This window comes from Indolivaga macrotermitis (assembly GCF_900128985.1).
Taxonomy (GTDB): Bacteria; Bacteroidota; Bacteroidia; order Bacteroidales; family Dysgonomonadaceae; genus Dysgonomonas_A; species Dysgonomonas_A macrotermitis.
The window spans coordinates 64,434-91,208 of sequence record NZ_FQUC01000007.1 but is presented as its reverse complement, the minus strand read 5'-3'; the positions used below and the strand labels follow the sequence as shown (position 1 = coordinate 91,208).

The window sequence follows — 26,775 nt, the reverse complement described above, 5'->3', positions numbered from 1 at the left end:
CTTAATATTTGGTGATTCGTTTTATTCCGAATTTATCCTCGACAGTCGGGTCAACAGCTATTTCACGCTTCGTTACTTTGTTCTTGAAGATAACGAAATCATGGTCTTTGAAAGACTTCATTTTGGTTTTTTTATGGGCATCCTGACCGAAAATAAACAGCTTGCCTTTTACAGGTTTAGCTTCCCATACTTCCGATAGTTTATATTTATCGATCAGGTAATTTCCGGTAGCAGCAGTAAAAGCGGCATATCCGATACAATTGGCACGGCGCAGAAGTACTGTTTTATTAGGATCGTTTTCTTTGGCTTCGAGCGAAAATTCCAATGCTTTACTTGTAATCTCCTGCGACAGGTCGATAATAGACTCTATGTCATTCGGAGCATCCGATATATTATCTTCAATATACATCGCAAAGTTCTTATCCTTTACTTTATAGTTCTTTCTGCTGCCATCTTCCTTGTAACTGACCGCAACGCGATAAAGGGCACCTCTGAATATGAAAGCAGCAATGAATATTGCGATAATTATAATAAAGAGTTTAGCAAGAAATTTCTTTTTACTTTTTCTCATAAGATTTAATCGTTCTTTTAAGTAGCTGTTACTTATATAGCTTCAAATATATACAAACAAAATAAAATAAAGGGTTGAAGGTGACACAAAGTATACAAACCTATACAAAAAGGTGTACACGGGTGTCACCTTACAGTTTACTTTGTTGCCTTGGTAATATGTTGTCTATCAATAAATAGAGTGTCGAAAGGGTGACAAAGGTGACAAAAGTGACACATATTTTGTGTTTTTTTTCTGTACTCATTGGATAATTTTTTTCTTGGTTCTTTTTGTTATAGATAAATATTCTCGGGCAGGTTCTTTTGTTTATCTTTATCGGGTTTACAAAAATACACTGATTATGAATTTCGAAATTGATAACGCGGCAATAGAGGCATCTTTCGATAGGATTGCTAAAGAGATTCTGACTCAAAAGGCTTTATATGTTAATGAGACTGTATTCAGGTTTACCGAGATAGAGTTTTATTACTTTAACGAAGGTCATCATCCCGACGAGTATACTCATGAACATAACCGTATAGGGGGCGAGTGGCGTTATCACAATCAAGGTATAGATATTACTTTGGGGAGTAATGATACGACAGATGGAGGGATACTTATTCGTGGAGTTTGTTTCAATGGAAAATACGTGAATGGTCCGAGAAAAATATGGCAATCCATTTTCGAAGCTTTTGGCAAAGTTACATCCCCGACAACCTTTCAATTGAAGGATGGAGAAAAAAGGGATATAGAAATTATCAGAACGTTCCGTCAGTTGCCCAACAAGATAGAATACCCCGAGTTCCTTAATAAACATTACAGGTATCTGGTGGAGTTAGACAATCTTGACCTGACGAATACTATCAAGAATAAAATACGTCAACATCATAGTATTTTGAAGTAACTTAATGTAGAAATATGAAAAAGTATAAATTATATCAGGTCGATGCGTTTACCGAAAAGCTATTCGGTGGAAACCCGGCTGCTGTTTGCCCACTTGATGAGTGGTTAGATGACGATCTTTTGCAAAAAATTGCGATGGAAAATAATCTGGCAGAGACAGCTTTTTATGTGAAACAGAGTGATGGTTATGAAATCCGGTGGTTTACACCCAGTGTAGAGGTAGACCTGTGCGGGCATGCTACATTGGCAGCAGCATACGTTATATTCCATTATGAAGACTATGAGGGCGACTCTATCAGATTTTATTCCCTCAGAAGCGGAATACTGGCAGTAAATAGAAAGTATGATGAATTGATACTCGATTTTCCTGTAGATGAGTTCCGGAGTACATCTGTAACGAAAGAAATAGAAAACTGTTTCGATAAAAAACCGGTTGAGGCATATAAAGGAAAATCAGACTATATGCTGGTATACGAAAAAGAATCAGATATTATTGAGATTAGGCCTAACTTTGAGTTTATCGCAAAACTACAGGCTAGAGGAGTAATAATAACAGCGAAAGGGGAGACTGTAGATTTCGTGTCCAGATTTTTTGCCCCTCAATCGGGAGTAATTGAAGACCCCGTTACCGGATCGGCTCATACAACTTTAACTCCATATTGGGCCGGAAAGCTGAATAAAACGGAACTCACAGCAATGCAATTATCAAACCGGAAAGGTCATTTGCGATGCAAATTGTCAGATAAAAGAGTAGAGATAGGAGGGCGAGCCCAATTATACTTTAAAGGCGACATATATATTCAGGACTAATTTTTACCTCGGGATTCAAAAGTTACCGGAATTACTGTAAGTTTGACGTAAGAAAACCAACACTAAATATTACTATGTAAAATGGTATTTAATCTTTTGCTGCTACTAAGTCTTATTACTGCTAAAGATCAGTTTGTTATGAGGGTTATTGATTTCGGCAATCAACCAGTAGAAGGCGTATATGTCAGGCAAGGAGATGGCTTCTGGCATTCCGACAAAGATGGAATTATACATATTGGACGAGATAAGTTGACACCCAATGACACCCTTTATTTTTCTCATTTGAGTTATAGGCCTGAAAAGTATTTGTTTCACGACTTAAAATTCACGATGGATACTGCAACTATTTATCTGGAAGATGAATTAATAGCCCTGAAAGAAGTGGTTGTATCTGAGGTTTTTGATGCTAAAAAATACATGAAGGAGGTTATAAGAAAGATACCCGAAAACTATTCTGATCCGTTTGATGATAATTTGGTATTTGATACAGAGCTGTTATATAAGAAGATTGGTGAAGAAAATACAGAACAGTTGATTGATTATAAGGGAATAATACAGCTTAATCAAGAGGAAAAAGATTTATATATAGCTAAAAAACCAGAGAGGGAATATGTATCGGATGAACTTAAGCAAAACGTATTCTTTATGAAGCCGTATGATTTTTTGAATATTATTCCAATCCAAAAACATGATGTAGTACGATATTATAAATCTTATAGTTATGATAACTTTGAGCATATAAACTATAAAGGAAGACAATCATTAAAAATTTATTATCAAGACAAGAAAAGAAATGGATACCTGATTATTGATGAAGCTACACAGGCAATATTATATGTAAGTTATTCAGTCGAAGCAACCGGCCTTTGGACTGTTGGAACAATGAAAAAGAGAGGTGTTGTAACTACAGGCATTAGGAAATATCATGTAGAAGCAGAATATGTGCAAAATAAATTAGGGAAATATATTTTTGACTCGGGTAGGGAGAATGTTGATTCCTATTCAAAGTGGAAAAAGAATTCTGTTTCTAATACTTATGACGTTTACCTTAAGAGGAGATCTGATTCAATACAATTACCTGTAAATAAGAAGGTAAAAATAAAGGAGATATTTTAAAAATTGGCAATAAAAAAATAGCAGAAGGTTCGATCATTTACCCAGCAACCCTTTGCTTACATTCCATCTGAATTGTAATAACCTGAAGCCTTTAGCCGGACGTAATGTCACGGTATAGCCGATACATAAGACGAACGAAGCCGCCCATTTAATTATTTCGGATATAATACGTTTCCGGAATTCTTTTTCTGATACCGACTTGGTTCTCATCCGTTCGCTTTTCCCAATAGCGTAAGTTACCCGGTGAAAAAAGTCATCGGTCATTTTACTTGCAGGAATATGATGGTATATCGGTATGTTGGGGAAATAATAACAAGTGATCCCCAAATTTATAAGCCGGTTGATCATATCCTTATCTTCCGCCCCGATAAGCGATTTTCCTTTCCGTCCCAGTTCGGTTTTATAATAACCGTATCTCTCGTATAGTTCTTTTTTGATGATGGTATGTCCCGTCCCCGGATAATTCTTAGCACTCAGGGTCTTTACCTTTTTACCCTGATCGAAATATCCGCCTATCAGCCGCTGTGTATAGTACGACATCCATTTAGGCTGCTCTACCTCATACACCGGAATAACGGCAGTACCTATAAGTTCAGCCTGCGGATAGTTTTTCAGATGTTCCGCCAGTCGCTCAAGATGTTCGGGTATGATGGTTTCGTCATCGTCCACAAAGATGATGTATTCGCCCCGTGCTTCCCTGATAGCACGGTTTTGAGCAGGAGCAATGCCCTGTTCCATTTCTTTAAAATACCTGATCTGCTTTTCAGGGTATTTCGATATAAATTCGTTGCAGATTGCAGCCGTGTTGTCTGTACTGTTGTTATCGACAATCACGATTTCATAGTCCTCGTTCGGATATGTCTGGTCACAGGTCGACTGTAGCGCCTGCCCGATATACCTGTCGCGGTTATATGTGGAAGTTACAAACGAAAACTTCATTACTTCTCTTTTCGTACAAATGTGAATACAATACCTCCCAATAATAACAAGATGAGCAAACCTGTACTGATTGATGCCACAGTACGGGCAGTATTGTATTTATGGGGAATAAATTTGAATTCGATCTCGTGTTCTCCGGCAGGTATGCGTATAGCCCTCAGAGTCCAGTCGGCACAGTAATGAGGAACTTCCTGTCCGTCGATATAAGCCTCCCAGCCATTCTGATAATAAATTTCTGATAATACGGCAAACTGTTCAGTCTTAGCAGACGATTTATATTTGAGTATATTGGGCTTGTACTCTGTCAGTTCGATATGTGCAGTAGAATCCGGAACAAGATTAAATCCTGAGAATTCTTCCTCATATTTTTTATTCAATACAGCAGTTTTAAGAGGGTCTAACGTATTCAGCGATTCTATTTCCTGATCGGGTGTATCCACAAAGTTTAATTCCTGGACAAACCATGCATTCCCCATCGCATACGGGTTTTGTAATGGAGGCTGGTCGGCACTGAAAATAATATATTTGGCATTCAGCATATTCAAAGCTGTATTTGCTTTGAAAGAACCGATAATAGTATCTATATTCTGAGAATCGAATGATCCTATAATATGGTTAATCTCCGGTTGCAGGCGGTAATCGATCAGCTCCTGATAACGTTTCAGTTTAGCAGCATGGTATCCGCCTATCGATTTGTGATAATACGATGTCTTTGTCTCGGTAAACGGATTGTTCAGGTTAAGAACCCGGTGCGACAATCCTTTATCCTGTAATATTGCTTCATCGACAGCCGTTTTAGGGAATGGCTGACTCACATTATAGCTCGATTTTGGAAGAAATTTATCATTATCCAGATATCTTTTGTCTACTCCCCATAAATCAACCAGTACCAATACCACCAGCGCTAAAGTAGCATAAAATGCCATTTGTTGTTTGTTTCCTTTCGCCTTCAGGGTAGCAAACAGTACGACTCCGGCTAGCAGGATAAAGAAGAACGAACGCAAAGCGTCGGATGATAACAAGTCTTTACGGTCGGCCAGCAGCGCTGTGTAATACCAATCGGGAACCTGACTGATCCATTGGGTATCGCTTTCAGTAGAGAATGTCAGTCCGAAAATTCCCGGAGCAAGCCACAATAGCAAGCTGATTCCTGCGGTAATTCCAGCCGATATGTAAAGCGAACGGGTTTGTTTCTTTTTATCTTCTTCTTCCAGAAATTCTTTTACTCCCCATATGGCAACCATAACCATGGTGAGAGCCGGAATAACCAAGGCTGTAGATACCGCCCTGAACTTATTATACATCGGGAAATGGTAGAAGAACCAGTCGTTAAAAGTTTCGAAGTTGTGTCCCCATGAGAGGAAAATGAAAAATACGGTAGCAGCCAGAAGTACCCATTTTACAGGGTTCTTAATAGTAAACATACCTAATAAGAAAAGGAAACATACGATTGCCCCGATGTATACCGGGCCCGAAGTAAATGGCTGGTCGCCCCAGTAAGTCTGTGCCTGAATACCTTTGGCATCGAGTTGTGCCCCCGGAGCATTTGCCCTGATCGCCTTATAAAGGTTCGAGTTAGGAGATAACAATCCGCCCGAAGCACCACCGTTAATATCGGGAACGAGTAGAGAAAGTGTTTCCATTTTTCCGTAACTCCATGCAAAGGCATACTCTTTATCTAGTCCCGATGACTGTTTCTCGCTGTTGGTCGGTTTCGAGAGTTCCGATTGTCCACGGATACTTTCTTTAGACATTTCGTAGTTCGAATAGATATTGCCGAGGTTACACAGTACCGCAACTAATACACCTGCGGCTAAAACCCCTGTCGCTTTAAAAAATCCGCTGAGGTTCTTTTTTCGGATATCGTTGATCAGTAATCCTATATATAAGAAAGCACATAAAAGTCCGGTATAATATGTTATTTGCAGGTGGTTGTTTTTGATCTGCAGCGCTAAACCGAACGCCATCAGCAATCCGCTCATCAAATATTTACGCTTGAATGCCGCGACCATGCCTGCAATAATCAGAGGCATATATGCAATAGACCATGCTTTGGTAACGTGCCCAGCATCCAGAATAATGATATTATATGACGACAACGAATAGGCTATTGCCCCCAGTATCGCAGGCAGAAAACCCACACCCATAATACAAAAGAGGATGTAAGCCATCAGCATCCCTGTAAATACAGCTCCGGCAGTGCTGCTGCCCAGCGCTTTCAGCGGCATTTCGAGATAATCGAGAAAGTTGGGAGCTCCGCCCCACACCCCGATCTGATAAGAAGGCATGCCCGAAAAAACCGTACCGGTCCATGCCGAAGATTGTCCTTCGTTATAATAATATTGACTCAGTTCGCGTCCGGTGCCTTTAAATTGTTGCACGTCACTTTGGGGTAGCACCCTTCCTTCGATAAGAGGGCTGAAATAAACGAATGTAACGGCTAAAAAGCATACAATGGCAAATACATGCGGAAGTATTTGTTGGAGGACCGGTTTCTTCTGTTGTATCATATTATTTTGCGGTTTTAGTATTGTGTCGGGTCAAAGACCTTATTTCTTTTTTAGTATATAAATAAGTGAACTGCTTTGTCTGGTGTTAAACAGGCTTCTGAGGAAAAACCATCCGCCTTTGATCAAGCCGAGCAGGCTACCGGCAAAAGTACCCTTGTTCTTTTCGCTCAGCATTGAAATATAAAAGGGATCAAAAGGCATTCCTTTTATTTTGACCAACTCAAAATGATGTTTTGCTGCAAACTGTTCGAAATCATCGGGCGAAAAGTGCCATAAATGACGGGGAACATCGTATGCAGCCCAATCTGCCTGATAGTACCGGGCATCAACTGATTTTTTATTGGGCAGTGCAATGAAAAGCACACCATTGTCTTTCAGTATCCGGTGCAGGTTAGCCATCGTCTCATTCAGCTTCTCCAAATGCTCCAATACATGCCAGAGGGTGATTGTATCCTTAGTCTTTGCGGGGATTTCGAATAGGTACTCCGAATCCTGAATATTTAATCCGAACTTCTCATGGGCATATTTACGTGTCGGTTCAGATTTTTCGATACCTGTCACTATCCATTTATGATGGCGCATAGCATCGAGGAAATAACCTGTTCCGCAGCCTATATCGAGCAATGTGCCTGCCTTTACAGCTGCGCATTTCTGTACAAACCTGACTTTAGAACGCAAGGAAATTTTGCGTGCCTGATGATACAATGTATTGATAATACCTTTGTGCGAATCGGTATGCGAAACGTATTCGGGAGCATCGTAATATATACCGATCTCGGATTCAGCCGGAAAGTCCTGAGTGAAAGCAAATCCGCATTGAGGACATTGGTAAACCGAAAAAAAGTCCTTCGAGACCAAATGGTCTTTGCATTTAATCGATTCGGAACAATTGCTGTTTGTACAAACCGGACAAAAATCAGTATGTATTGTGTTCATCGGCTACAATAAATAAACTATTCGATAATTGTTATCCGGCATAATTAGGGTAATAAGCCGTTCATAAAATTAATGAGATAAAAATCATCACGAGCGTTGCAAAGGTACTAAAATAGTAAAAAGAAACAATTTGTTGATACAATAGAATGTTGTGATTTCGTTACTTTTAGGATTTGTACCGGAGCTATTTATTGTATATTATCCATATATTTTGTTTTAAAGGGCATATTTTCATTTTTTTTGCTTTTCCTTTTTCATTAATTGCTTAGTTTTGCAAGTTGAAATATATAAGGCTGTTTCCTTTTTTAATGAAGAAAACTCATTTCTGTATATACACTTTAATTTTCCTGTTATTTTCATCACCATTTTGGGGTGCCCAATTATCGAAGAGTGTTGAGAAAAGTCGGAGCGATATGCTCTTGGCCGATACTGTCATTCCTTCTGCCGGAGTTGCGGATTCTTTGCCTCACGACAGTATAAATGCAGGTACAGCCTTACAGGATACGGCTGCTCAGGATACTGTGCCGAAAAAAGCGGCACTCGATGCCCCTGTTATTTATGAAGCGAACGACTCTATCGTATTCTCATCAGGCAATATGGGATATCTGTATGGAGACAGTAAGGTCGATTATCAGACCATGTCTATCAAAGCCGAAAACATCTCGATGAGCATGGATAGCAGTATTGTGCATGCCTCTTACGGGCTCGATTCGGTAGGGCAGGAGTTTGGTTATCCCATTTTTTCGGATAATGGAACCGAATATGAGATGAAGAATGTAAGCTACAACTTCAAATCGAAGAAGGGATATATCCGGCACGTAATTACACAGCAGGGCGAAGGATATATAGTTGCCGACAGAGCGAAGAAAAATGCTGACGACACATTCTTTATGTGTGACGGAAAATATACGACTTGCGACGATCACGAGCATCCGCACTTTTATATGATGTTGACTAAAGCCAAAGTCCGGCCTAAAAAGAATGTAATAACCGGTCCGGCTTATCTCGTAATCGAAGACTTGCCCTTACCCCTAGCAATACCATTCGGGTTTTTCCCCTTTTCGGAAAAATATTCATCGGGGGTTATCATGCCGTCTTATGGCGATGATATGGATAGAGGGTTCAATCTGCGTGACGGAGGTTACTATTTTGCCATCAACGATAATTATGATCTGGCTCTTACCGGAGAAATATACACAAAGGGATCATGGGGACTATCGGCCCGCTCTACATATAAGTACCGTTACAGGAGAAGCGGTTCATTCAACATGAATTACCTGTACACTAAGATTGGAGATCGCGATATTCCCGAAAGCTTTAGCGAATCCAAAGACTTCAGCCTGAACTGGACTCACTCGCAAGACCCTAAAGCAAATATGTACCGTACCCTGTCGGCAAGTGTAAGCTACCAGACATCTACATACAGCAGGAACAGCCTGAACCAGATTGCGAATATGGAGACAAGCGCAACCCGTAGTTCTACGGTAACGCTAACCCAGACATTCCCCGATTCGCCTTTCACCATATCGCTGAATGCAACAGCGAATCAAAATGCGCGCGACTCTTCAGTATCAATGACCCTGCCTAACCTGTCGGTGACGATGAGGCGTATCTATCCGTTTAAACGCAAGATAATGGTAGGTGATGAGAAGTGGTACGAAAAGATTTCGCTCGACTATTCTTTTGATTTCAAGAATAGTATCAATACCAAAGATGATAAGCTTCTTAAATCGTCGTTAATAAAAGACTGGCAAAATGCTGCACAGCATAAGGTAAGCACAGGAGCCACATTCAGCCTGTTTAAGTATCTGAATATCTCGCCTAACTTTACATATCGCGAACGTTGGTATACTAAAAAAATACTGATGGACTGGGATCCATCGCTTCAGAAAACTGTTACCAGCGATACAACTTACGGTTTCCATCGGGTGTACGACTTTAATTATTCGGTAAGCCTGCAAACCAAGTTGTACGGGTTTTACGAGCCGGTATTCAAGATAGGTAAGCTGCAAAAGATCAGGCATGTATTTACACCATCGATCAGCTATAGCGGAAGTCCCGATTTTAGTGAAGCCCGTTACGGATCATTCGAGCGTTACAGCTATTATAATGCAGACGGAGATTTGGTGGAGAATATATACTCGCCTTACCAGAATAATATATTTGGCGCACCTTCGGCCGGAAAGCAGGGTAATATCAACTTTAGTTTCGATAATAATATCGAGATGAAGGTCGGCACCGATAATGACTCAACGAAGATTATTAGCCTTATTGATAATTTCGGGGTTAGTTTCAGCTATAATATGGCTGCCGACAAGTACAAGTGGAGTGATATTTCGACCAATACCCGTCTGAAGCTCAGCAAAAACCTTACGGTAAATATCAATGCTACATTCGACCCTTATACATACGGATTGGATAAAAACGGTAATCCGGAAAAAAGGAATGAGCTGAGAATAAAGAAATACGGAACCTTAGGACGGTTGAAGAGTACCGGATATTCCATCTCTCCATCAATCAACCAAGACACTTTCAAAAAGTGGTTTGGCAAAGGTGATGACAAACCGAAGAAAGATAAATCGAAAGACAATAATCTGGATGATTACGACAGCGATCTGGCCTCCGAAGATACAGAAGGCAGAGAGGAGCGTAAAGGAAGTATGTTCGATAAGAAAAAAGATTCGGGTACATATGACGATGACGGTTACCTGAGATCGGAGATCAAGTGGAACCTGAGTTTCAGTTACGGAATGAATTACGGTTACGGCGATTTCGATAAAGAAAAAATGGAATATAAGGGTAAAATCAGGCATAACCTGAGTTTCAATGGCTCGATACAGCCAACCAAAAACTGGAACTTTTCGTTTACATCGGGTTATGATTTCGATGCCAAGAAGATTTCGTATATGAACTGTAATATCAGCCGTAACCTGCACTGCTGGAATATTTCGGCATCGTTGGTTCCTTTCGGAAACTATACTTCATATTTTGTTACACTCAGGGTCAATTCGTCTATGTTACAAGATCTCAAATATGAGAAGCGAGGCCGCCGCACCAGTTACGATCCTGCCTGGGATTGATGTCCGGTGTGATATTTATCTGTTTCTCTAAACCGAAAGCGTATGAAAATCCTGTTGTTAGGCGAATATAGCGGACTGCATTTGACTTTGGCAGAAGGCCTCAAATACTTAGGCCATCAGGTAACGGTAGCTTCGGACGGAGACGGTTTCAAGAATTACTACAGGGATATCGACCTTTTACGCAAAAGCTCCGGTTTATGGGATACAGCTGTAGGTCTTAAAAGGATAATAGCGAATCTGCCTAAATTCAAAGGATATGACATAGTTCAGATTATCAATCCTTGCTTTACTACACAAAACATAGAGGTGAACCTGAAGCTGTATAGGTATCTGAAGCGGCATAATTACAAGGTATTTCTGGGAGCATTCGGCGATGATTATTATTGGCTTAAAGCCTGTCTCGATAAAAAATTCAGGTATTCGGAGTTTAATATCGGAGACCATGAGAATAATCTGTCTTATAACCAAAAGATCAGACACGATTGGCTCGAAACAAAACGTAAAGATGCCAATATAGAGATAGCCGAAACCTGTAACGGAATAATAGCCTGCCTGTATGAGTATTTCGAGGCTTACAAAGACCAGTATAACGATAAACTAGCTTATATACCTCTGCCCGTCAATACAAAAAAGATTATAAGCCGCCCGATTCCCATAACTGACCAAATTAATTTCTTTATAGGAATAAATAAAGCACGAAGCGAATTTAAAGGTACCGATATGTTGTACCGGGCGCTGACAAGTTTACAAAAAAACTACCCGGATGATGTTCGCATATTAAAAGCCGAATCGGTAGATTATTCCGAATACTTGAGGCTGATAAGTGATGCGCATGTAGTACTCGACCAGATATATTCTTATTCGCCTGCTATGAATGGTCTATTAACTATGGCTTTGGGTAAGGTATTGGTAGGAGGCGGCGAACCCGAGATGTACAGCTTATCGGGTGAGGATTCCAATCGTCCTGTTATTAATGTATATCCGGCAGAGGAGTCTATTTATCATTCGCTGGAGAGCGTAATCCGCCAAAAGTTCGATCTGCCTACATACGGGCTCGACAGCCGGAGGTTTGTCGATACTCATCACAACTATATAAAGGTTGCACAGCAGTACCTCGACTTTTGGGGTAGCAAATGATTGTTCTACTTAACAGGAGTCACTTCATATCCCATTTCGGACAGACGGTTTAACAACCCGTCTTCACCGGCCAGATGCAGACAACCGACCGCAATCAGCGACGTTTCCGATTTCATTATAGCGGGCAGTTTTTCGAGCCAGTTATTATTCCGTTGAAGATATAGAATGTCTTTTTCTTCCGGATCGCCAGGGCAACTAAGGTCTTCTCTGTCCATCAATTGTTCTAATCCGGTAAGATCACCCTTTCGATACAAACTGTCAAGTTCCAGAATATCACTTTCCAGATGGTCGGATGTTATGGTACAGAATAATTCCTCTATTTGCTTATCTAAGGGTTTCAGGTAATACAGGTACCGGATTTGTTCTTCCAGAGTTTCCAGAGCCAGCACAGGCTTACCTTTTTCGCGGGCATATGTTTGGAAGTACGTATCCATATTCTCGGAATCTTTATTTTTCGGACTCACTTTATTATAGACATTGATAACGTAGAGGTTCGATAATGTTACCGGGCTGATCATCTCGACCTGTGATAAAGCTATCCCTAAATCGTTACGAAGAACCGAATCTAATAGCTGGTATCTTTCTTCTGTTAATAGTTCCGAGTATGTTTTTCCGTCAGGGATAATCGATGCTGTAGCCATTGCAGCCATATCGGCTTTCACATTGTCCATGTCCATTTCTCCAATAACCTGCCCTGTAGAATTCATAGCCTCTTTCAATCCGGGAATACTATCCAGAAAAGAATCCGAGATAATATGATTTGTCCCTACTATATATGAAGGGCCCGGTAGATCTTTACCGGATATTTTCCATAATACCGAACCTGTAAATTCTGCTTTCTGAGCATTTACTGCAAACAGAGAAGAGCAGATGAAGTATATAAATAGAATGGATAACCGTATGTGGCTCATTTTTTTAATATTTAAATATTTGGTGTATTAATAATTATCTCTTTCCAGTTCTTCAATTTCTTTTAGAGACTCTTCGATCCGTTTAGTCTGCTTCCGGTAAAACCTCCTATAAATGAACCATAAGAGTGCGACCATAATAATTGTCCATACGGCAGCTACTATATAGAAGAGAATTTTTCGGTCATCGGCAAGAGAGTCGACAAGCGGATAGAAGAAAGACCCCATGAATATGATCATAAATATGAGGGAAATAAATACCTCGATCTTTATACAGAGTTTGTATTTGAGAATATATTTAGAGCATACCAAAATGCTATTATTCAGAATATCGACCTTTTTCAGAGTCCATATTTTATATAACTGCCATACAAATCCCAGCAGGCAGAACGCTATAAAAAAGTACAGCGTGAAGGCGGAATATTGAAACAAAACAAAAATCTTATTATGTATGAGTGGTATACCTGTCAGGGGTAAAATTACTATTGCACCTATCAGCTCCCACAGACGTAGTTTGTTTAGGGCTGTGCGGCCATTACTTTTAAGCATAGACAGCAGTTTGTCATCAGTAATCGACGGCAAATCCTGCTGGTTTTCATTCCATACTTTTTTTAAGTTGTCCAAATCCATTATATTCTGGTGTTATTTTGATGGATAGCTCCCAAAAAGAGCTATTCGTTAGACATTTTCTTAAGTTTATCTTTTATACGGTTCAGCTTTGTCGCTACATTGGTAACGGTAAGCCCGGTAATATCAGCTATCTCTTTATACGGTTTCTCGTCAAGATAGAGAAGGACAAGGGCTTTCTCTATTTTGTCAAGTTTATTTATCAGCCTATATAGTTCTTTAATATTCTCATTATCATCCGGAGTATCAGATATATCTATATTGAGTGCCGAATAGGTGACCGATCTTTTACTGCGGCGGAAAAACGTAATACATGTGTTCAGCGAGATACGGTATATCCATGTCGATAGTTTACTTTCTCCTCTGAACGAAGGGTAGGCTTTCCAAAGATTAAGTAGTACTTCCTGATACAAATCGCTGCTACTTTGGTCTATATCTGCATAGAAAGAGACAACCTTATAAATAATACGCTCGTTGAGGCGTACCATTTCCATAAAATCTTTCTCTAAACCCTTGTTATGCATTATTCAGTGATGGCGTATACGATAAAATCTTATATAATAATATATGTCGACCGAAAAGTGACTAAATCACACCGGTTCTTCAAAAATAGATATAATTAAGATACTTTCTTCAGTACTAAATGAAATTATTAGTTACTATTGTGTTCCGGTGAGATTCTTGAAAATAATATCTATCTTTATGTTTTTCAACATATAATCGAGAGAGGTTTATGTAATTATTTCTTCGAATATTGAGTTTTCACAAAAAATGCCCAATATTTGTTTTTTAAGGAAAAAAAAAGCTATATATTTGCAGTCCAAAAAATTAGTAATTAATAACAATAAAAGTAAATACAAAATGACAAAAGCAGATATCGTTAACGAAATCGCAAAAAACACAGGTATTGATAAAGCAACTGTGCTAACGGCTGTAGAATCTTTTATGGAAGTGGTTAAGGATTCTCTTAGCAAAAGCGAAAACGTTTACCTTAGAGGTTTTGGTAGCTTCGTAGTGAAAAAACGTGCACAAAAAACAGCTCGAAACATCTCAAAGAATACTACTATCATCATTCCAGAGCACAATATCCCTTCTTTTAAGCCGGCTAAAGTTTTTGTCAACCAAGTTAAGAAATAATAACTGAGTATTAATTTATAAAAACGATAGATCATGCCAAGTGGTAAAAAAAGAAAGAGACATAAAATGTCTACACACAAGCGTAAGAAAAGACTTAGAAAGAATAGACATAAAAAGAAAAAATAAATTTCTTCTAAACTTTTGTTAGAAAGATTTACAAGAACAAACTTAAAAACAGATTTCAGATTTAAGTTTGTTCTTTGTGCATATAATGAATAGAAGCAGACTCGTACAGATGAGTTTAAAACATATATATACAGTAGAAAAAGAATGAATAGTGAACTTGTAGTTGATGTTCAACCGCAAGAAATCTCTATTGCTGTACTGGAAGATAAGAAATTAGTAGAACTTCAGAAAGAAGCAAGAGACGTTTCGTACGCGGTAGGTAACATTTATGCCGGCAGGGTTAAAAAACTGATGCCGGGCCTGAATGCTGCATTTATAGACATCGGATACAAGAAGGATGCATTTCTTCACTACTTAGACCTAGGGCCACAATTCAAATCTGTAGACAAATTCTACAAACAAGCATTAAACGACAAGAAAAAATTTCCGCTGGTGTCGAAGATGACACTTGAGAAAGATATCGACAAGGATGGCAGTATAAGCGATATACTGAAAGTCGGACAGGAAATATTGGTACAGGTAGCAAAAGAGCCTATTTCGACCAAAGGTCCCCGCCTTACATCCGAGCTTTCATTTGCCGGACGGTTTCTGGTACTGATCCCGTTCAACGATAAAGTATCGATATCACAAAAAATAAAATCGAAAGAAGAACGGGCACGCCTTCGCCAGTTGATTCAGAGTATAAAGCCTAAGAATTTTGGAGTAATAGTCCGCACCGTAGCCGAAGGGAAAAAAGTAATTGAGCTGGATAATGAGCTGAAAACTTTGGTGAAACGCTGGGAGGAAAACTTACCGAAAATTCAAAAAGAAAAGCTGCCAACCCTTATCTATGAGGAAACAGGCCGTATCGTAGGATTGTTGCGTGATGTATTTAATTCGTCCTTTCAGGACATTCACGTCAATGACAAAGAGATATTCAGCCAGATCAAGGACTATATCAGTATTATAGCTCCTGATAAAAAAGATATTGTAAAGCTTTATACAGGCGATCTACCCATCTTCGACAGCTTTGCCGTAACCAAACAAATGAAAGCATTGTTCGGCAAAACTGTAACTTTCCGTAATGGAGCCTATCTGATAATAGAACATACCGAGGCATTGCATGTAATAGATGTAAACAGTGGTAACCGTTCGAAAGTATTGGAGGCCGGACAAGAAAATAATGCCTTCGAAGTAAACTCGGCAGCGGCCGAAGAGATTTCACGGCAACTTCGCCTACGCGACTTGGGAGGAATTATAGTAATCGATTTTATAGATATGTCGGAAGGCGAGCATCGCAGCAAACTGATCTCGCGAATGCAGGAATTGATGGCTAATGACAGGGCAAAACACAATATATTGCCATTAAGTAAATTCGGGTTGATGCAGATTACCCGTCAACGGGTCCGCCCCGAAATGGTAGTAGATACAACAGAGACATGCCCTACATGTTTTGGAAAAGGTGAAATAAAACCGTCGATTTTATTTACCGATTCATTAAGGTCTAAGATCAGCTATTTAGTAAATAAGCTGGAAGTGAAAAAATTTACCCTTCATGTACATCCGTACATAGCAGCATATATAGAAAAGGGATTTCCTTCGTTAAAATGGCAATGGAAATGGCGTTATGGATTCGGGTTCAAGATAATACCCGACCAAAGCCTGGCATTTCTCGAATATCATTTTTATGATAAAGACAGGGAAGAAATAGACCTGAAACAGGACATCGAACTGAAATAAAAACAAGAAACGGATGTGACTAAAGCAATCACATCCGTTTTTTATTAAATATTCATATTAAAGCCTGAAACCTAATCCAACGCGGAAAAGAGCATAATCTTTATACCAATGAGGCTTATCTTTATCAATTAGAGAATACCTTAAATCAGCATTAATAAAATATTTTTGGCTAAGATAAAATTCACCTCCTAATCCAAAACTGAACCCCAACCCGGTTACATGTCTAGCCTTAGGATCCGAAGGGAATCTATGATTCGATATAATCAGCCCGGCAACCGGATAAACTAAAAGTCTCTCCTGTAAATGTATAAGATATTGAGCATTAACCCCGATATCCAAGCCCATGTAACTATCTTCAGGAATATATATCATTGCATCTGCACCTAAACGGAAATCCTTTACTAAAGTGTATTTGAATTGTGTCCCAATCCCCCAGTTTGCCCTGTCGGACTTATTCCGATAACCAAGGTCAACGGTTAGCGACGATTTTTGAGCTTGTACTGTCGTTATACTAATAAAGCATAACAGAATAAAATAAAAGAATCTGTTCATGGAATTAAACTTTATGGTTTAATAATTGTAAATATAGTTCTGTTTTCTAATTGGTTTGGAGTCCATACCGAGTCGTTAAATGCTACTATTGTAGATTTTAGTACGGAATTTTTTCTATATATCTCGGACCTAATAGTGTCCGTATCATTCTCATCCCATTCTATATAAGTGTATAGAATATCTCCATCGTTACCTTTACAGTTTAATCCAACATCAATACTATAATAACTTCGATTACTTATTGGACTTGGGGCTCCGATCCCAAATCCATATGGATTATCTAAAATAGCATTGGGAGCCATCATATGTAAGTATTCAATAGCTTCCATTCTTTCTCCGTCTACTAAATAATAAATTCTTATTTTCTTGGCATTAATAGCCATCTCGCTCTGTGGATTAAGCCGGTCATTCCCATCCTTATCTAAAAGATAAAAACTTTGTCCAGCTACAAAGTTGAAAGCTTCACCATTTTCATTTTTACTACAGGCAGTAAAAATATAAAATATTAAAACTGTAAAAATGTATTTCTTCATAAATGTTGTGTGTTGTTAGGGTTGTAAAAGAAAGGAGGAGTAAATAATATGTTATCTCTCCTCCATCTATTCTAAGGTTTAATAATTGTAAATATAGTTCTGTTTTCTAACTGGTTTGGAGTCCATACCGAGTCGTTGTATGCTACCATTGTGCAATCAAAGACTTTACCCTTTTTATATATCTTTGATTTGATAGTATCAATATCATTCTCATTCCATTCAACATATGTATATAAGGTATCGCCATTATTTCCAGATTGATTTAATGCTATATTGATATAATAATGACTTTTATTATTTGCTGAATTTGGAGCAGTTATTCCAAATCCATAATTTAATGTAGGAAAATTCAGCATTAGAAAGTATCTGTTTGCTTCTATTCTCTCCCCATTTACTAAATAATAAATATTTATTTTTTTAGCGTCAATAGCCTTCTCGCTTTGTGGATCAAGCAGATCATCCCCATCCTTATCTAAGAGGTAAAAACTTTGTCCTAGAGGTGGAGGTAGGACTTCTGGGGTATCATCACTACATCCGATTAAAGCAAAAAGTATAATTATGTAACTAGTGTATTTATTCATAACTTGTTATGTGTTTTGTTAAGGTTTGATATTATATACCATATCATTTTTTTGATTAAAATTACCATTAGGTGAATTCCAGTCATTTACTCCATACCATCCGTTAAAATTCTTCCCAGTAGTAGTATATTGAGAACCCCATCCCCAATTCATATGAAGTTGCAGAGTGGAGTGTGTACATGTATTGCTTTGGATAAATCCATCGCATACCCAAGCATGTCCAGCTTCTCCTGAAGATTTTTCACCTCTTAATATTACAGGTAATCCGCTTTTCAGCTGACTTTGTACTATGTTGGAGTTGAAACTTCCATATGTAGCACTGCTATATCCAAAATTCTTTTTGAATACAGATTCCGCTTTTTTTGTATCTGTGAAAGAACCATCACATCCATAATCCATGTGTAAGGCATCAGTTAAGCCCAAGTCCCTGATTAAACGGGAGGCTTCACTCCCTCCATGATAAGGGAGCATTTTTGCCCAATTATATGTACTTGGGTATTTATGGTAATACATTACCTGAGCCATCGCAATAGCCACACAACCAGCGGGTACATGCCATCCTCCGTCACAGAGAATTGGAATTGAATCATTGAAACCTACTCCTTGACTCCATGCTGTTTCTAATAATGGGCCAACCACAGTTGAAGATATCGACTCAACCGGGCAGTTTGCACTATTAGAGCATTCGCTTGTATTTAAAGCTCTTGTGCTGGTCGATTTTAATGCGACGCAAAGCCGTAGGTTAGGAGCTTCAGAAGATTGTGTATTCGATTCGCGGATATCTTGTATATAATCCTTTGTGCCGGACATCCATTCTACCAAGCCTCCCGGTAGCTTATCTGTGTCAATATCAAAACTACCCTCCGTGGAGAAAGCTAAGACCGGTTCAGCCCGTTTATCGGCTGCAATAATTACAAATCCGCTATTGTTTGCATAATTTACAATGTAATAAGAGGGTTTGTCTGTATCACCTATGGGTACAGCACTCTCTACATCCAGATAAGTGGTACTACGGGTTGAAGTTCCGGGGTTTGTTACATCATACTCTAAGAGTGTTGCCATGGAGATAGCTTCGCGCATGTCTACAAAGTTTGTGTCTAAGTCTGTTTGGCTACTTTCGTCCACCATACTGTTATCGTGGCTACACGATAAAAATACAAATGCAAATAAAAAAGGAAACAATTTTTTCATGATTGTCAAATTTGTGTGTTGTTTTAAATGTTATCTGTGTATATAGAATGTTTCTAAAAGCTGTGTCTGCTATTTGTATGGTATTTGCAAAGTTTTGTATCGCAAATATATAAAAAATATTTAAAAGTGTGAAAATGTAGACTATTTTTCGCTTCTGGGTAATAAAATGTAAACTTGAGATCTGATCGGTCGCTTTTCTCTTCTTTTATAGGTATCAACAAACTTTATCAACAAAAAGTAAGCTTTTAATACTTTTTCTAATAGGTCTTTTGTCTAAAATTCCTTACTTTGTAATACGATGAATGACGCTGTATTAGAGAAACTTAAAGTTCTTGCCGAGTCGGCTAAATACGATGTGTCGTGCTCCTCGAGTGGTACTGTCCGTAAGAATAAAGTGGGCACCTTGGGTAACACTGTAGGAGGCATGGGCATCTGTCATAGCTTTACGGAAGACGGACGGTGTGTGTCGTTGCTGAAGATTATGCTTACCAACAATTGTATCTATGATTGTGCGTATTGCATCAACCGGAGGAGTAACGATATACGGCGTGCTACGTTCACCGTAAATGAGTTGGTCGACCTGACAATTCAGTTCTACAGGCGAAATTATATCGAAGGCTTATTTCTTAGTTCGGGAGTTATTAATAATCCCGATTATACGATGGAACGTATGGTGCGTGTAATAAAAGAATTACGGACTATTCACCGCTTCAATGGCTATATCCATATGAAAAGCATACCCGGAGCCAGTCAGGAGTTGGTAAACGAAGCCGGATTGTATGCCGACCGTATGAGTGTCAACCTCGAAATACCGACAGAGCAAAATCTGAAACTTCTTGCACCGGAAAAAGATCATATCAGCGTATTCCAACCCATGCGCTACATTCAGCAGGGAATGCTCCAAAGTATCGAAGACCGTAAACGTATACGTTCGACTCCCCGTTTTGTACCTGCCGGACAAAGTACCCAAATGATAGTCGGAGCAACCAATGAGACTGATAAGGATATTATTCGTTTATCAGCATTACTCTACAAGCGTCCGAGTATGAAGCGTGTATACTATTCGGGCTTTATTCCCGTAAATAGTTACGATAAGCGTCTGCCGGTACTGGCTAGCGCTCCTTTGGTAAGGGAGAACCGTCTATATCAGGCCGATTGGCTGATGCGTTTCTATGAGTTCCGTGCAGATGAGATTGTTGATGACCGTTTTCCTAACCTCGACCTCGATATTGATCCTAAGTTGGCATGGGCACTGCGGCATCCCGAAATGTTTCCGGTTGATATTAATCGTGCCGATTATTCGATGATCCTCCGTGTGCCGGGCATTGGTGTGAAATCGGCAAAGCTGATCGTTACTTCACGTCGCTATGGCAGGTTAAATGCTTCGCAGTTAAAAAAGATGGGTATTGTAATGAAGAAGGCTCAATATTTTATTACCTGTAACGAGTTACCTATGTATACAGTGAATGAAACGACTCCTGAACACTTGAGAAAAATATTGACCGAGCCTAAAAAGCGCAAAGGAGATGATGATCAGCAGATGAAAATTATTTTTCCCGACTAAATACCTCATTCTTTAAAATGCTTGTTTTCTTTTATGATAAGACATTTGAGGGCTTGTTGACTGCCGTTTTCGATGCGTACAGCCGCAAGACCTTTCCCGACAAATTGTTGGGAGAAGGAGATATTGCCCCTTTGTTTATGGATGACAGTTATACAGTATTGACTCAGGAGGATAAGTCTGTCAGGGTGTGGACAGCGCTCGAAAAGAAACTGTCTAAACTGGCCTGTAACATGATTACCCATGCATGGCTATCGGAAGCCGAAGGTTGTGACGATCTTCTTTTCCGGTATATCCGTAAAGCAATAGACAGCAAAGTGTCTATCGAGACCAATTTTGGAGATAGTGATGTTCTTGAGATTCATCAGATAGCCCGTAAGGTGAGCCATGAGGCACAATACCTGCGTATGTTTGTCCGTTTTCAGAAAGCGGCAGATGACATATTTTTTGCTCCCGTTTCACCCGTTTATAATGCTCTGCCGATTGCCGTAGACCATTTTACAGACCGCTTTGCCGATCAGAAATGGGTTATTTATGATCTGAAACGAAAATATGGTTATTATTACGACTTAAAAACTACTTCCGAAATTACTTTAACCGACGACAATCACCTGCTCAGCGGTAAACTGGATGAGAACCTGATGGCTGAGGATGAGAAGCTCTTTCAGGAGCTATGGAAAGGGTATTTTAAATCTATGACTATTAAAGAACGAATCAATCTACGCTTACAACGCCAGCATATGCCAAAACGTTTTTGGAAGTATCTGACTGAAAAACAATAACGACTTTTATTGATTATCTTTTCTGAAAGTCAGAAATTTATTGAATGTAAATTGCCCTAAGGCTATAATTATAGTTACTATTAGTTTTGAAATGGACTGTATTGTTTTTTCATCAAGCATATTTATATGTTGATCTTTGAAAAAGGATATAAGGTTAACAGTTACAGGAAGAAGGATCGTGCCTATAATTAACCCAATTAGGCCAATAAATAAGAAAGACATTCCACGCTTCAACATCTTATCCTTTACTTTAAAAGTAAAGTAGGTATTTAATAAGAAATTATTAATGATAGCTGCGACTGAACTAATGATGTGAGCTAAAATATAGTTGAAATCTAGAAGATCGCGTAGGATAAAGAATAAAGCCCAGTCGATAATAGCTCCGACTATGCCGACAATCGCATATTTGATAAACTGTTTAAAAGTGTTGGAAATAGTGTACATCGTTTTTTTGAGTTTGCAAAGGCGAATGTAAGTATTATCTCCCTTTATTTCTAGTTTTGGGTCTAAATTTCAAGAAAGGTATTCTCTGCTTCTTATTATTCCTTATATCTTAGTATATTTGTACTCTTTTTGACAAAAATTAAGATGGCAGAGACCGTCTTCCGCTATATTCGATCTTGATTATGAGTAAGAAATTTAATAGAACATTAGTTACATCTGCACTTCCTTATGCCAATGGGCCTGTGCATATCGGACACTTGGCAGGGGTTTACATTCCTGCGGACATTTATGTAAGATACTTGCGATTGAAAGGTAAAGAGGTACTGTTTATCGGAGGGTCTGACGAACATGGTGTACCCATTACTATCCGGGCAAAGAAGGAAGGAGTAACACCACAGGATATTGTAGATAAGTACCACGGAATAATCAAGAAATCGTTTGAAGAGTTCGGAATAGCGTTCGATATATATTCTCGTACGAGTTCCGAAATTCATAAAAAAACAGCTTCCGATTTTTTCTTGAAACTATATAACAAAGGCGAATTCGAAGAAAAAACGAGCGAACAATATTACGATGAAGAGGCTAAGATGTTCTTAGCCGACCGCTATATTATGGGAGAATGTCCACATTGCGGTAACCCCAATGCTTATGGGGACCAGTGCGAATCGTGCGGAACATCATTAAGCCCTACGGATCTTAAGAACCCAAGATCGACGATTTCGGGTAAAACACCTGTGATGAGAGAAACAAAACACTGGTATCTACCTCTTGATAAGCACGAAAGCTGGTTGAGACAATGGATACTAGAAGATCATAAAGAGTGGAAGTCGAATGTATACGGACAATGCAAATCGTGGCTCGATATGGGATTACAACCCCGTGCCGTAAGCCGTGATTTAGATTGGGGAGTGCCTATTCCTCTCGAAGGAGCCGAAGGCAAGGTGCTTTATGTCTGGTTCGACGCTCCGATCGGCTATATCTCAAACACGAAAGAATTACTACCTGAGAGTTGGGAAAAATGGTGGAAGGACGAAGATACAAAGCTGCTGCACTTTATCGGGAAAGACAATATAGTGTTCCATTGTATTGTATTCCCTGCGATGTTGAAAGCCGAAGGTTCATTTATTTTACCGGAGAATGTTCCCGCAAATGAATTTTTGAATCTCGAAGGAGATAAAATATCTACTTCGCGTAACTGGGCGGTATGGTTACATGAGTATCTCGAAGATTTCCCCGGACAGCAAGATGTACTCCGTTATGTTCTTACTGCAAATGCACCTGAAACTAAAGACAATGACTTTACATGGAAGGACTTTCAGGCTCGTAATAATAATGAACTGGTAGCCATCTTCGGTAACTTTGTCAACCGGGCAATGGTGCTTACCCATAAATACTTTGAGGGCAAAGTTCCTGCTTGTCATGAACTGACCGATTATGATAAGGATACATTAGCCGAGTTTACAAATGTAAAAGAAGAGGTAGAGAAATATCTCGAAACATACCGTTTCCGCGATGCTCTGAAAGAAGCTATGAATCTGGCACGTATCGGAAACAAATATCTGGCTGATACCGAACCTTGGAAGACTGCCAAATCGGATATGCCCCGTACCGAAACTATCCTCAATATTTCGTTGCAGATAGCGGCTAATCTTGCAATTGCTTTTGAACCGTTCCTGCCATTTAGTGCCGATAAATTGCAGCATATGCTGAATGTCGAAACTCTGGCCTGGGAACAGTTAGGTAAAGTGGATATTCTGCCAACGGGACATCAGTTGAATGCAGCAGATTTACTGTTTGCTAAAATAGAAGATGAAACTATCGAAAAGCAAGTTCAGAAACTTTTAGATACCAAAAAGGCCAATGAGGCTTCAGAATATAAAGCTGCTCCCGTAAAACCATCAATACAGTTCCCCGATTTTGAGAAGGTAGATATTCGTGTGGGAACAGTACTGGAGTGTATAAAGGTTCCTAAAGCCGACAAATTATTACAATTCCTTATTGATGATGGTATATCTAAGCGTACAATTATTTCAGGAATTGCCCAGTGGTATAAACCTGAAGAATTAGTCGGTCGTCAGGTTTGTTTTATCGCTAACCTTGAGCCTCGCAAACTGCGTGGGATCGAATCGTGCGGTATGTTATTATCAGCCGAAAATGCCGACGGAAGTTTATCGCTTATACAGCCATCTGCGCTAATTACTCCGGGAAGTAAAGTAGGATGATATACCGATTATAACCAATAAATAACAAAGGCTTACTCTTATAGGGTAAGCCTTTGTCTTATAATGAGAATAATGATTTAGTGATTGCAAACTTTGCTTATATCCACAGTAAATTCTTCTTCTTTAGCAGGCATAAACTTCCCTTTCATCTTAAGGAATTCAATTAATTCAGGTATATCCATACCTTCCGCCGAGCAGGCATAAAATCTTTGATCTTCTCCAAAATTATCTTTAATAGATTGAGCCAAAGATTCTTCGGTATAGCTGTTACCATTCATCATATGTAAAACTTCGTGAGCATGTTTTTGTTCCATATTCATAACCTTTTTCTATATTGATAATACAAAGATAGAGGTTTGCCTTCCAGAAGTATGTAACATATGTTACATCTAAGGATAAATTTTTATGAGCACAGTTATATAAATTATACGGTTTGCTCTAACTTTTTAATCGTATTATCGCCCAGTTGGGTCTTAACCTTAATATGCTCTAAAACAGCTTCAACAAAAGCATTCTTCTCGAAAACACCCCGAACCCGTTCAAAGTCGATTTTCTGGTCTCTTTTATTTCCATCCAAACCAAAACTAATGCGTGTAGGAAGCGAAAATTCTTTCTTGGCGTCATCATATATCATTTTGTCAAGAGAGATCACAGCGTCTTTCCATTTCTCTACAATATCAATAATATCTTTCGCGGTAATTGTTTCAAGGCTAACTTCGAAATACGTTTGTATCTTATCCCATGCCCATGTCCACTCCAGCTCGTAGTAGTTTTTATGAAGTTCGGCAAATACCTTATTTACCTCTTCCATTTGAGTCAGTTTTCCAGCTTCTATATCATCAATTAAGTCATCTATTTTTGTGCTGGGAGCAAGTAGTCCTGCAAGATCTCTCCATTGGAATAATCCGTCGGTAGTGGTCGGATTTAATGCTTCCCTTATCTCTTCGTTGCTTTTGCAAGCACAATTTTTTAAACGAGAGATAATAGAGTTCCCTAAAAATTTGGTGATCGCTATATTGTAATATTTAATTCCCCTTTTTAAAGATGTACCATTGATCCGACAACTTTGATAAGTATATGTTTGAGACGACTCACCTCCTGTTTCCTGGAGTGCTTTCAGGGCTTCTATTCCCTGAAACATCTTCTGAACGGTATAAGGGCTCAAAAGGTTGAAGTTGATTTGATCCAGTTGATTAGGATCTTTACGTTTGTCCCGTTTCGGAAATTTCTGAGCGTCGCGGATTGTACCTACACTTCGTAAGTTAACACCGGGAACAAGTACTGTCTCGTCATTATTCTCAATCAGGTATGAAAATGGCATTTTTGAAGTATCCGAATTCCGGTAATGGCGTCCCATTACAAGAGAAAATGCTCCGATTCTGGCAGGCCATAAAATGTACGAATCGCTGGTAGTTTTACCACCACGTTCCATTACTCCCTGATGAATTGGACCTAACTTATACATATGGTTGCTTTGATTAGAACCCGATCCTGCATTCATGAAAGAAAACATGCCGGAAATAAGCAAAGTGGATTTATGATGGGTAACAGTATAAGGCCCTGCAAAGATGGCACATGCTTCGCCATTCTCTCCCTGACAATTACTGAAAAACAGGGAGTCACTGGCAGAATAAGTATGACCTAACTCACAAGCTTGTCCGATAAAGCATCTGGCAAGCATCGTTCCGTCTTCAATACGTGATCCTGAACAGATAATGAAATCTTTGATCATCACATTATAGCCGACATGTACCGGATCGTATTCATTACTGTTTATACTTCCGTTTTCAATAATACGAGATCCTTCAATAACAGCACAATCTCCTATACGTACATTTTTAATAGTTCCGGTATTGGTAATGCGTACATTTTTGCCGATAGTACCTATATCAGAGGTAACTTCGTTGACATAACGTTGTACGATTTCTTCCATTTTCTGAACCAGCAGAGGACGGTGGCGATAAAAAGAGTGTATATATGCAAAATGAGCACTTAGCTTATCATTAATAGATACTTCGCGACCGCCGGTTTCGTTCAAAACAGAGGCCTGTACACCATTACCAAAAGAGGTTCTACCCTCGACATACATCAATTCCAGATTTTCAATAAATGTATCGTCATCAATTTCGTAATTGGCTATATAATTATGTACATTGTTTATAAGTACATTATTTCCGATAGTACAATTGTGCAGACAAACATTCTTCAATCCCGAATGTTTTTTCAGACCTCCCGGAAGATCGAATTCGGACTCAAAGTAGCCTAACCGGATATCCCCGGAAAAGTTGACTTGGTGAATATATTGGGTATCGAAATTAGGATGAACAGTTATTATATCCCAGTTTTGGGAGGTGCAGGCTTGAGCCTGTAATTTTTCTATTTCAGAGACAGTTAATTTTCTATATGTCATA

Annotated in this window: 24 protein-coding genes; 10 read left to right on the top strand and 14 right to left on the bottom strand. The window is 39.0% G+C overall.

Annotation, left to right across the window (positions count from 1 at the left end; genetic code table 11):
• Position 1 precedes the first annotated feature (1 nt).
• Positions 2-571: a hypothetical protein gene (locus BUC12_RS10685; protein WP_062179468.1), complete on the bottom strand. Its 570-nt coding sequence runs from the start codon at positions 569-571 to the stop codon at positions 2-4.
• Positions 572-911: 340 nt separating this feature from the next.
• Between BUC12_RS10685 and BUC12_RS10680 the strand changes: the two genes are divergently transcribed.
• The 3 genes from BUC12_RS10680 (at position 912) to BUC12_RS10670 (ending at position 3,379) form a co-directional block, all read left to right on the top strand.
• Positions 912-1,454 (top strand): hypothetical protein, encoded by a 543-nt coding sequence (locus BUC12_RS10680; RefSeq protein ID WP_062179465.1) that lies wholly within the window; start codon positions 912-914, stop codon positions 1,452-1,454.
• Between the two features lie 14 nt (positions 1,455-1,468).
• Complete coding sequence (locus tag BUC12_RS10675; RefSeq protein WP_062179462.1) at positions 1,469-2,263, top strand: PhzF family phenazine biosynthesis protein; 795 nt, start codon at positions 1,469-1,471, stop codon at positions 2,261-2,263.
• Between the two features lie 138 nt (positions 2,264-2,401).
• Positions 2,402-3,379: a hypothetical protein gene (locus BUC12_RS10670; protein WP_139262047.1), complete on the top strand. Its 978-nt coding sequence runs from the start codon at positions 2,402-2,404 to the stop codon at positions 3,377-3,379.
• Between the two features lie 33 nt (positions 3,380-3,412).
• Here the strand turns inward: BUC12_RS10670 and BUC12_RS10665 are convergent, their stop codons facing one another.
• The 3 genes from BUC12_RS10665 to BUC12_RS10655 are packed head-to-tail and all read right to left on the bottom strand — an operon-like array spanning position 3,413 to position 7,764.
• Positions 3,413-4,318: a glycosyltransferase family 2 protein gene (locus BUC12_RS10665; protein WP_062179456.1), complete on the bottom strand. Its 906-nt coding sequence runs from the start codon at positions 4,316-4,318 to the stop codon at positions 3,413-3,415.
• Positions 4,318-6,828, bottom strand: a complete 2,511-nt coding sequence (locus tag BUC12_RS10660) for a YfhO family protein (RefSeq protein ID WP_062179453.1) — start codon at positions 6,826-6,828, stop codon at positions 4,318-4,320. The genes BUC12_RS10665 and BUC12_RS10660 overlap by 1 nt, the downstream gene beginning before the upstream one ends.
• A gap of 39 nt (positions 6,829-6,867) precedes the next feature.
• The gene (locus BUC12_RS10655; RefSeq protein ID WP_062179450.1) at positions 6,868-7,764 is read right to left on the bottom strand and encodes a class I SAM-dependent methyltransferase; all 897 of its coding nucleotides are present in this window, start codon (positions 7,762-7,764) and stop codon (positions 6,868-6,870) included.
• A 413-nt stretch (positions 7,765-8,177) separates the two neighbouring features.
• Here BUC12_RS10655 and BUC12_RS10650 point away from each other — a divergent pair, with 413 nt between their 5' ends.
• Positions 8,178-10,844, top strand: a complete 2,667-nt coding sequence (locus tag BUC12_RS10650) for a putative LPS assembly protein LptD (RefSeq protein ID WP_236689383.1) — start codon at positions 8,178-8,180, stop codon at positions 10,842-10,844.
• Positions 10,845-10,886: 42 nt separating this feature from the next.
• Positions 10,887-11,981 carry a glycosyltransferase family protein gene (locus BUC12_RS10645; RefSeq protein ID WP_062179445.1) on the top strand — a complete coding sequence of 365 codons (1,095 nt, stop codon included), beginning with the start codon at positions 10,887-10,889 and terminating at the stop codon, positions 11,979-11,981.
• A gap of 5 nt (positions 11,982-11,986) precedes the next feature.
• Here the strand turns inward: BUC12_RS10645 and BUC12_RS10640 are convergent, their stop codons facing one another.
• Genes BUC12_RS10640 through BUC12_RS10630 form a run of 3 tightly spaced genes read right to left on the bottom strand, consistent with a single transcriptional unit; the run spans position 11,987 to position 14,010 of the window.
• Positions 11,987-12,892, bottom strand: coding sequence for a TraB/GumN family protein (locus tag BUC12_RS10640; protein WP_062179442.1), 906 nt, complete (start codon positions 12,890-12,892; stop codon positions 11,987-11,989).
• 27 nt (positions 12,893-12,919) lie between these two features.
• Positions 12,920-13,519, bottom strand: coding sequence for a hypothetical protein (locus BUC12_RS10635; RefSeq protein ID WP_062179439.1), 600 nt, complete (start codon positions 13,517-13,519; stop codon positions 12,920-12,922).
• A gap of 41 nt (positions 13,520-13,560) precedes the next feature.
• Positions 13,561-14,010, bottom strand: a complete 450-nt coding sequence (locus BUC12_RS10630; RefSeq protein ID WP_244893472.1) for an RNA polymerase sigma factor — start codon at positions 14,008-14,010, stop codon at positions 13,561-13,563.
• 277 nt (positions 14,011-14,287) lie between these two features.
• Between BUC12_RS10630 and BUC12_RS10625 the strand changes: the two genes are divergently transcribed.
• Entirely contained in the window at positions 14,288-14,653 is a 366-nt protein-coding gene (locus BUC12_RS10625) for an HU family DNA-binding protein (RefSeq protein WP_175552626.1), read from the top strand.
• 270 nt (positions 14,654-14,923) lie between these two features.
• Positions 14,924-16,498 (top strand): Rne/Rng family ribonuclease, encoded by a 1,575-nt coding sequence (locus BUC12_RS10620; RefSeq protein ID WP_062179433.1) that lies wholly within the window; start codon positions 14,924-14,926, stop codon positions 16,496-16,498.
• 57 nt (positions 16,499-16,555) lie between these two features.
• Here BUC12_RS10620 and BUC12_RS10615 read toward each other — a convergent pair whose 3' ends face one another.
• The 4 genes from BUC12_RS10615 to BUC12_RS10600 all read right to left on the bottom strand — a co-directional run bounded on the left by BUC12_RS10615 (position 16,556) and on the right by BUC12_RS10600 (position 19,355).
• Positions 16,556-17,050 (bottom strand): outer membrane beta-barrel protein, encoded by a 495-nt coding sequence (locus BUC12_RS10615; RefSeq protein ID WP_062179429.1) that lies wholly within the window; start codon positions 17,048-17,050, stop codon positions 16,556-16,558.
• An 11-nt stretch (positions 17,051-17,061) separates the two neighbouring features.
• Positions 17,062-17,583 carry a hypothetical protein gene (locus BUC12_RS10610; protein WP_062179427.1) on the bottom strand — a complete coding sequence of 174 codons (522 nt, stop codon included), beginning with the start codon at positions 17,581-17,583 and terminating at the stop codon, positions 17,062-17,064.
• A 71-nt stretch (positions 17,584-17,654) separates the two neighbouring features.
• Positions 17,655-18,164 (bottom strand): hypothetical protein, encoded by a 510-nt coding sequence (locus BUC12_RS10605; RefSeq protein WP_062179424.1) that lies wholly within the window; start codon positions 18,162-18,164, stop codon positions 17,655-17,657.
• A gap of 18 nt (positions 18,165-18,182) precedes the next feature.
• Positions 18,183-19,355, bottom strand: a complete 1,173-nt coding sequence (locus BUC12_RS10600; RefSeq protein ID WP_062179421.1) for a C10 family peptidase — start codon at positions 19,353-19,355, stop codon at positions 18,183-18,185.
• Between the two features lie 298 nt (positions 19,356-19,653).
• Here BUC12_RS10600 and BUC12_RS10595 point away from each other — a divergent pair, with 298 nt between their 5' ends.
• On the top strand, positions 19,654-20,919 hold the full coding sequence (locus BUC12_RS10595; RefSeq protein WP_062179418.1) for a putative DNA modification/repair radical SAM protein: 1,266 nt from the start codon (positions 19,654-19,656) through the stop codon (positions 20,917-20,919).
• A 17-nt stretch (positions 20,920-20,936) separates the two neighbouring features.
• Positions 20,937-21,698 carry a TIGR03915 family putative DNA repair protein gene (locus BUC12_RS10590; protein WP_062179415.1) on the top strand — a complete coding sequence of 254 codons (762 nt, stop codon included), beginning with the start codon at positions 20,937-20,939 and terminating at the stop codon, positions 21,696-21,698.
• A 6-nt stretch (positions 21,699-21,704) separates the two neighbouring features.
• Here BUC12_RS10590 and BUC12_RS10585 read toward each other — a convergent pair whose 3' ends face one another.
• Positions 21,705-22,142: a GtrA family protein gene (locus BUC12_RS10585; protein ID WP_062179412.1), complete on the bottom strand. Its 438-nt coding sequence runs from the start codon at positions 22,140-22,142 to the stop codon at positions 21,705-21,707.
• A 182-nt stretch (positions 22,143-22,324) separates the two neighbouring features.
• Here BUC12_RS10585 and metG point away from each other — a divergent pair, with 182 nt between their 5' ends.
• Positions 22,325-24,364: a methionine--tRNA ligase gene (metG, locus tag BUC12_RS10580; RefSeq protein WP_062179409.1), complete on the top strand. Its 2,040-nt coding sequence runs from the start codon at positions 22,325-22,327 to the stop codon at positions 24,362-24,364.
• A 77-nt stretch (positions 24,365-24,441) separates the two neighbouring features.
• On the opposite strand, the gene BUC12_RS10575 is transcribed toward metG, so the two are convergent.
• Positions 24,442-24,678, bottom strand: a complete 237-nt coding sequence (locus BUC12_RS10575; protein WP_062179638.1) for a YecH family metal-binding protein — start codon at positions 24,676-24,678, stop codon at positions 24,442-24,444.
• A 110-nt stretch (positions 24,679-24,788) separates the two neighbouring features.
• The gene (locus BUC12_RS10570; RefSeq protein ID WP_062179406.1) at positions 24,789-26,774 is read right to left on the bottom strand and encodes a DUF4954 family protein; all 1,986 of its coding nucleotides are present in this window, start codon (positions 26,772-26,774) and stop codon (positions 24,789-24,791) included.
• Between the last annotated feature and the right edge of the window lies 1 nt (position 26,775).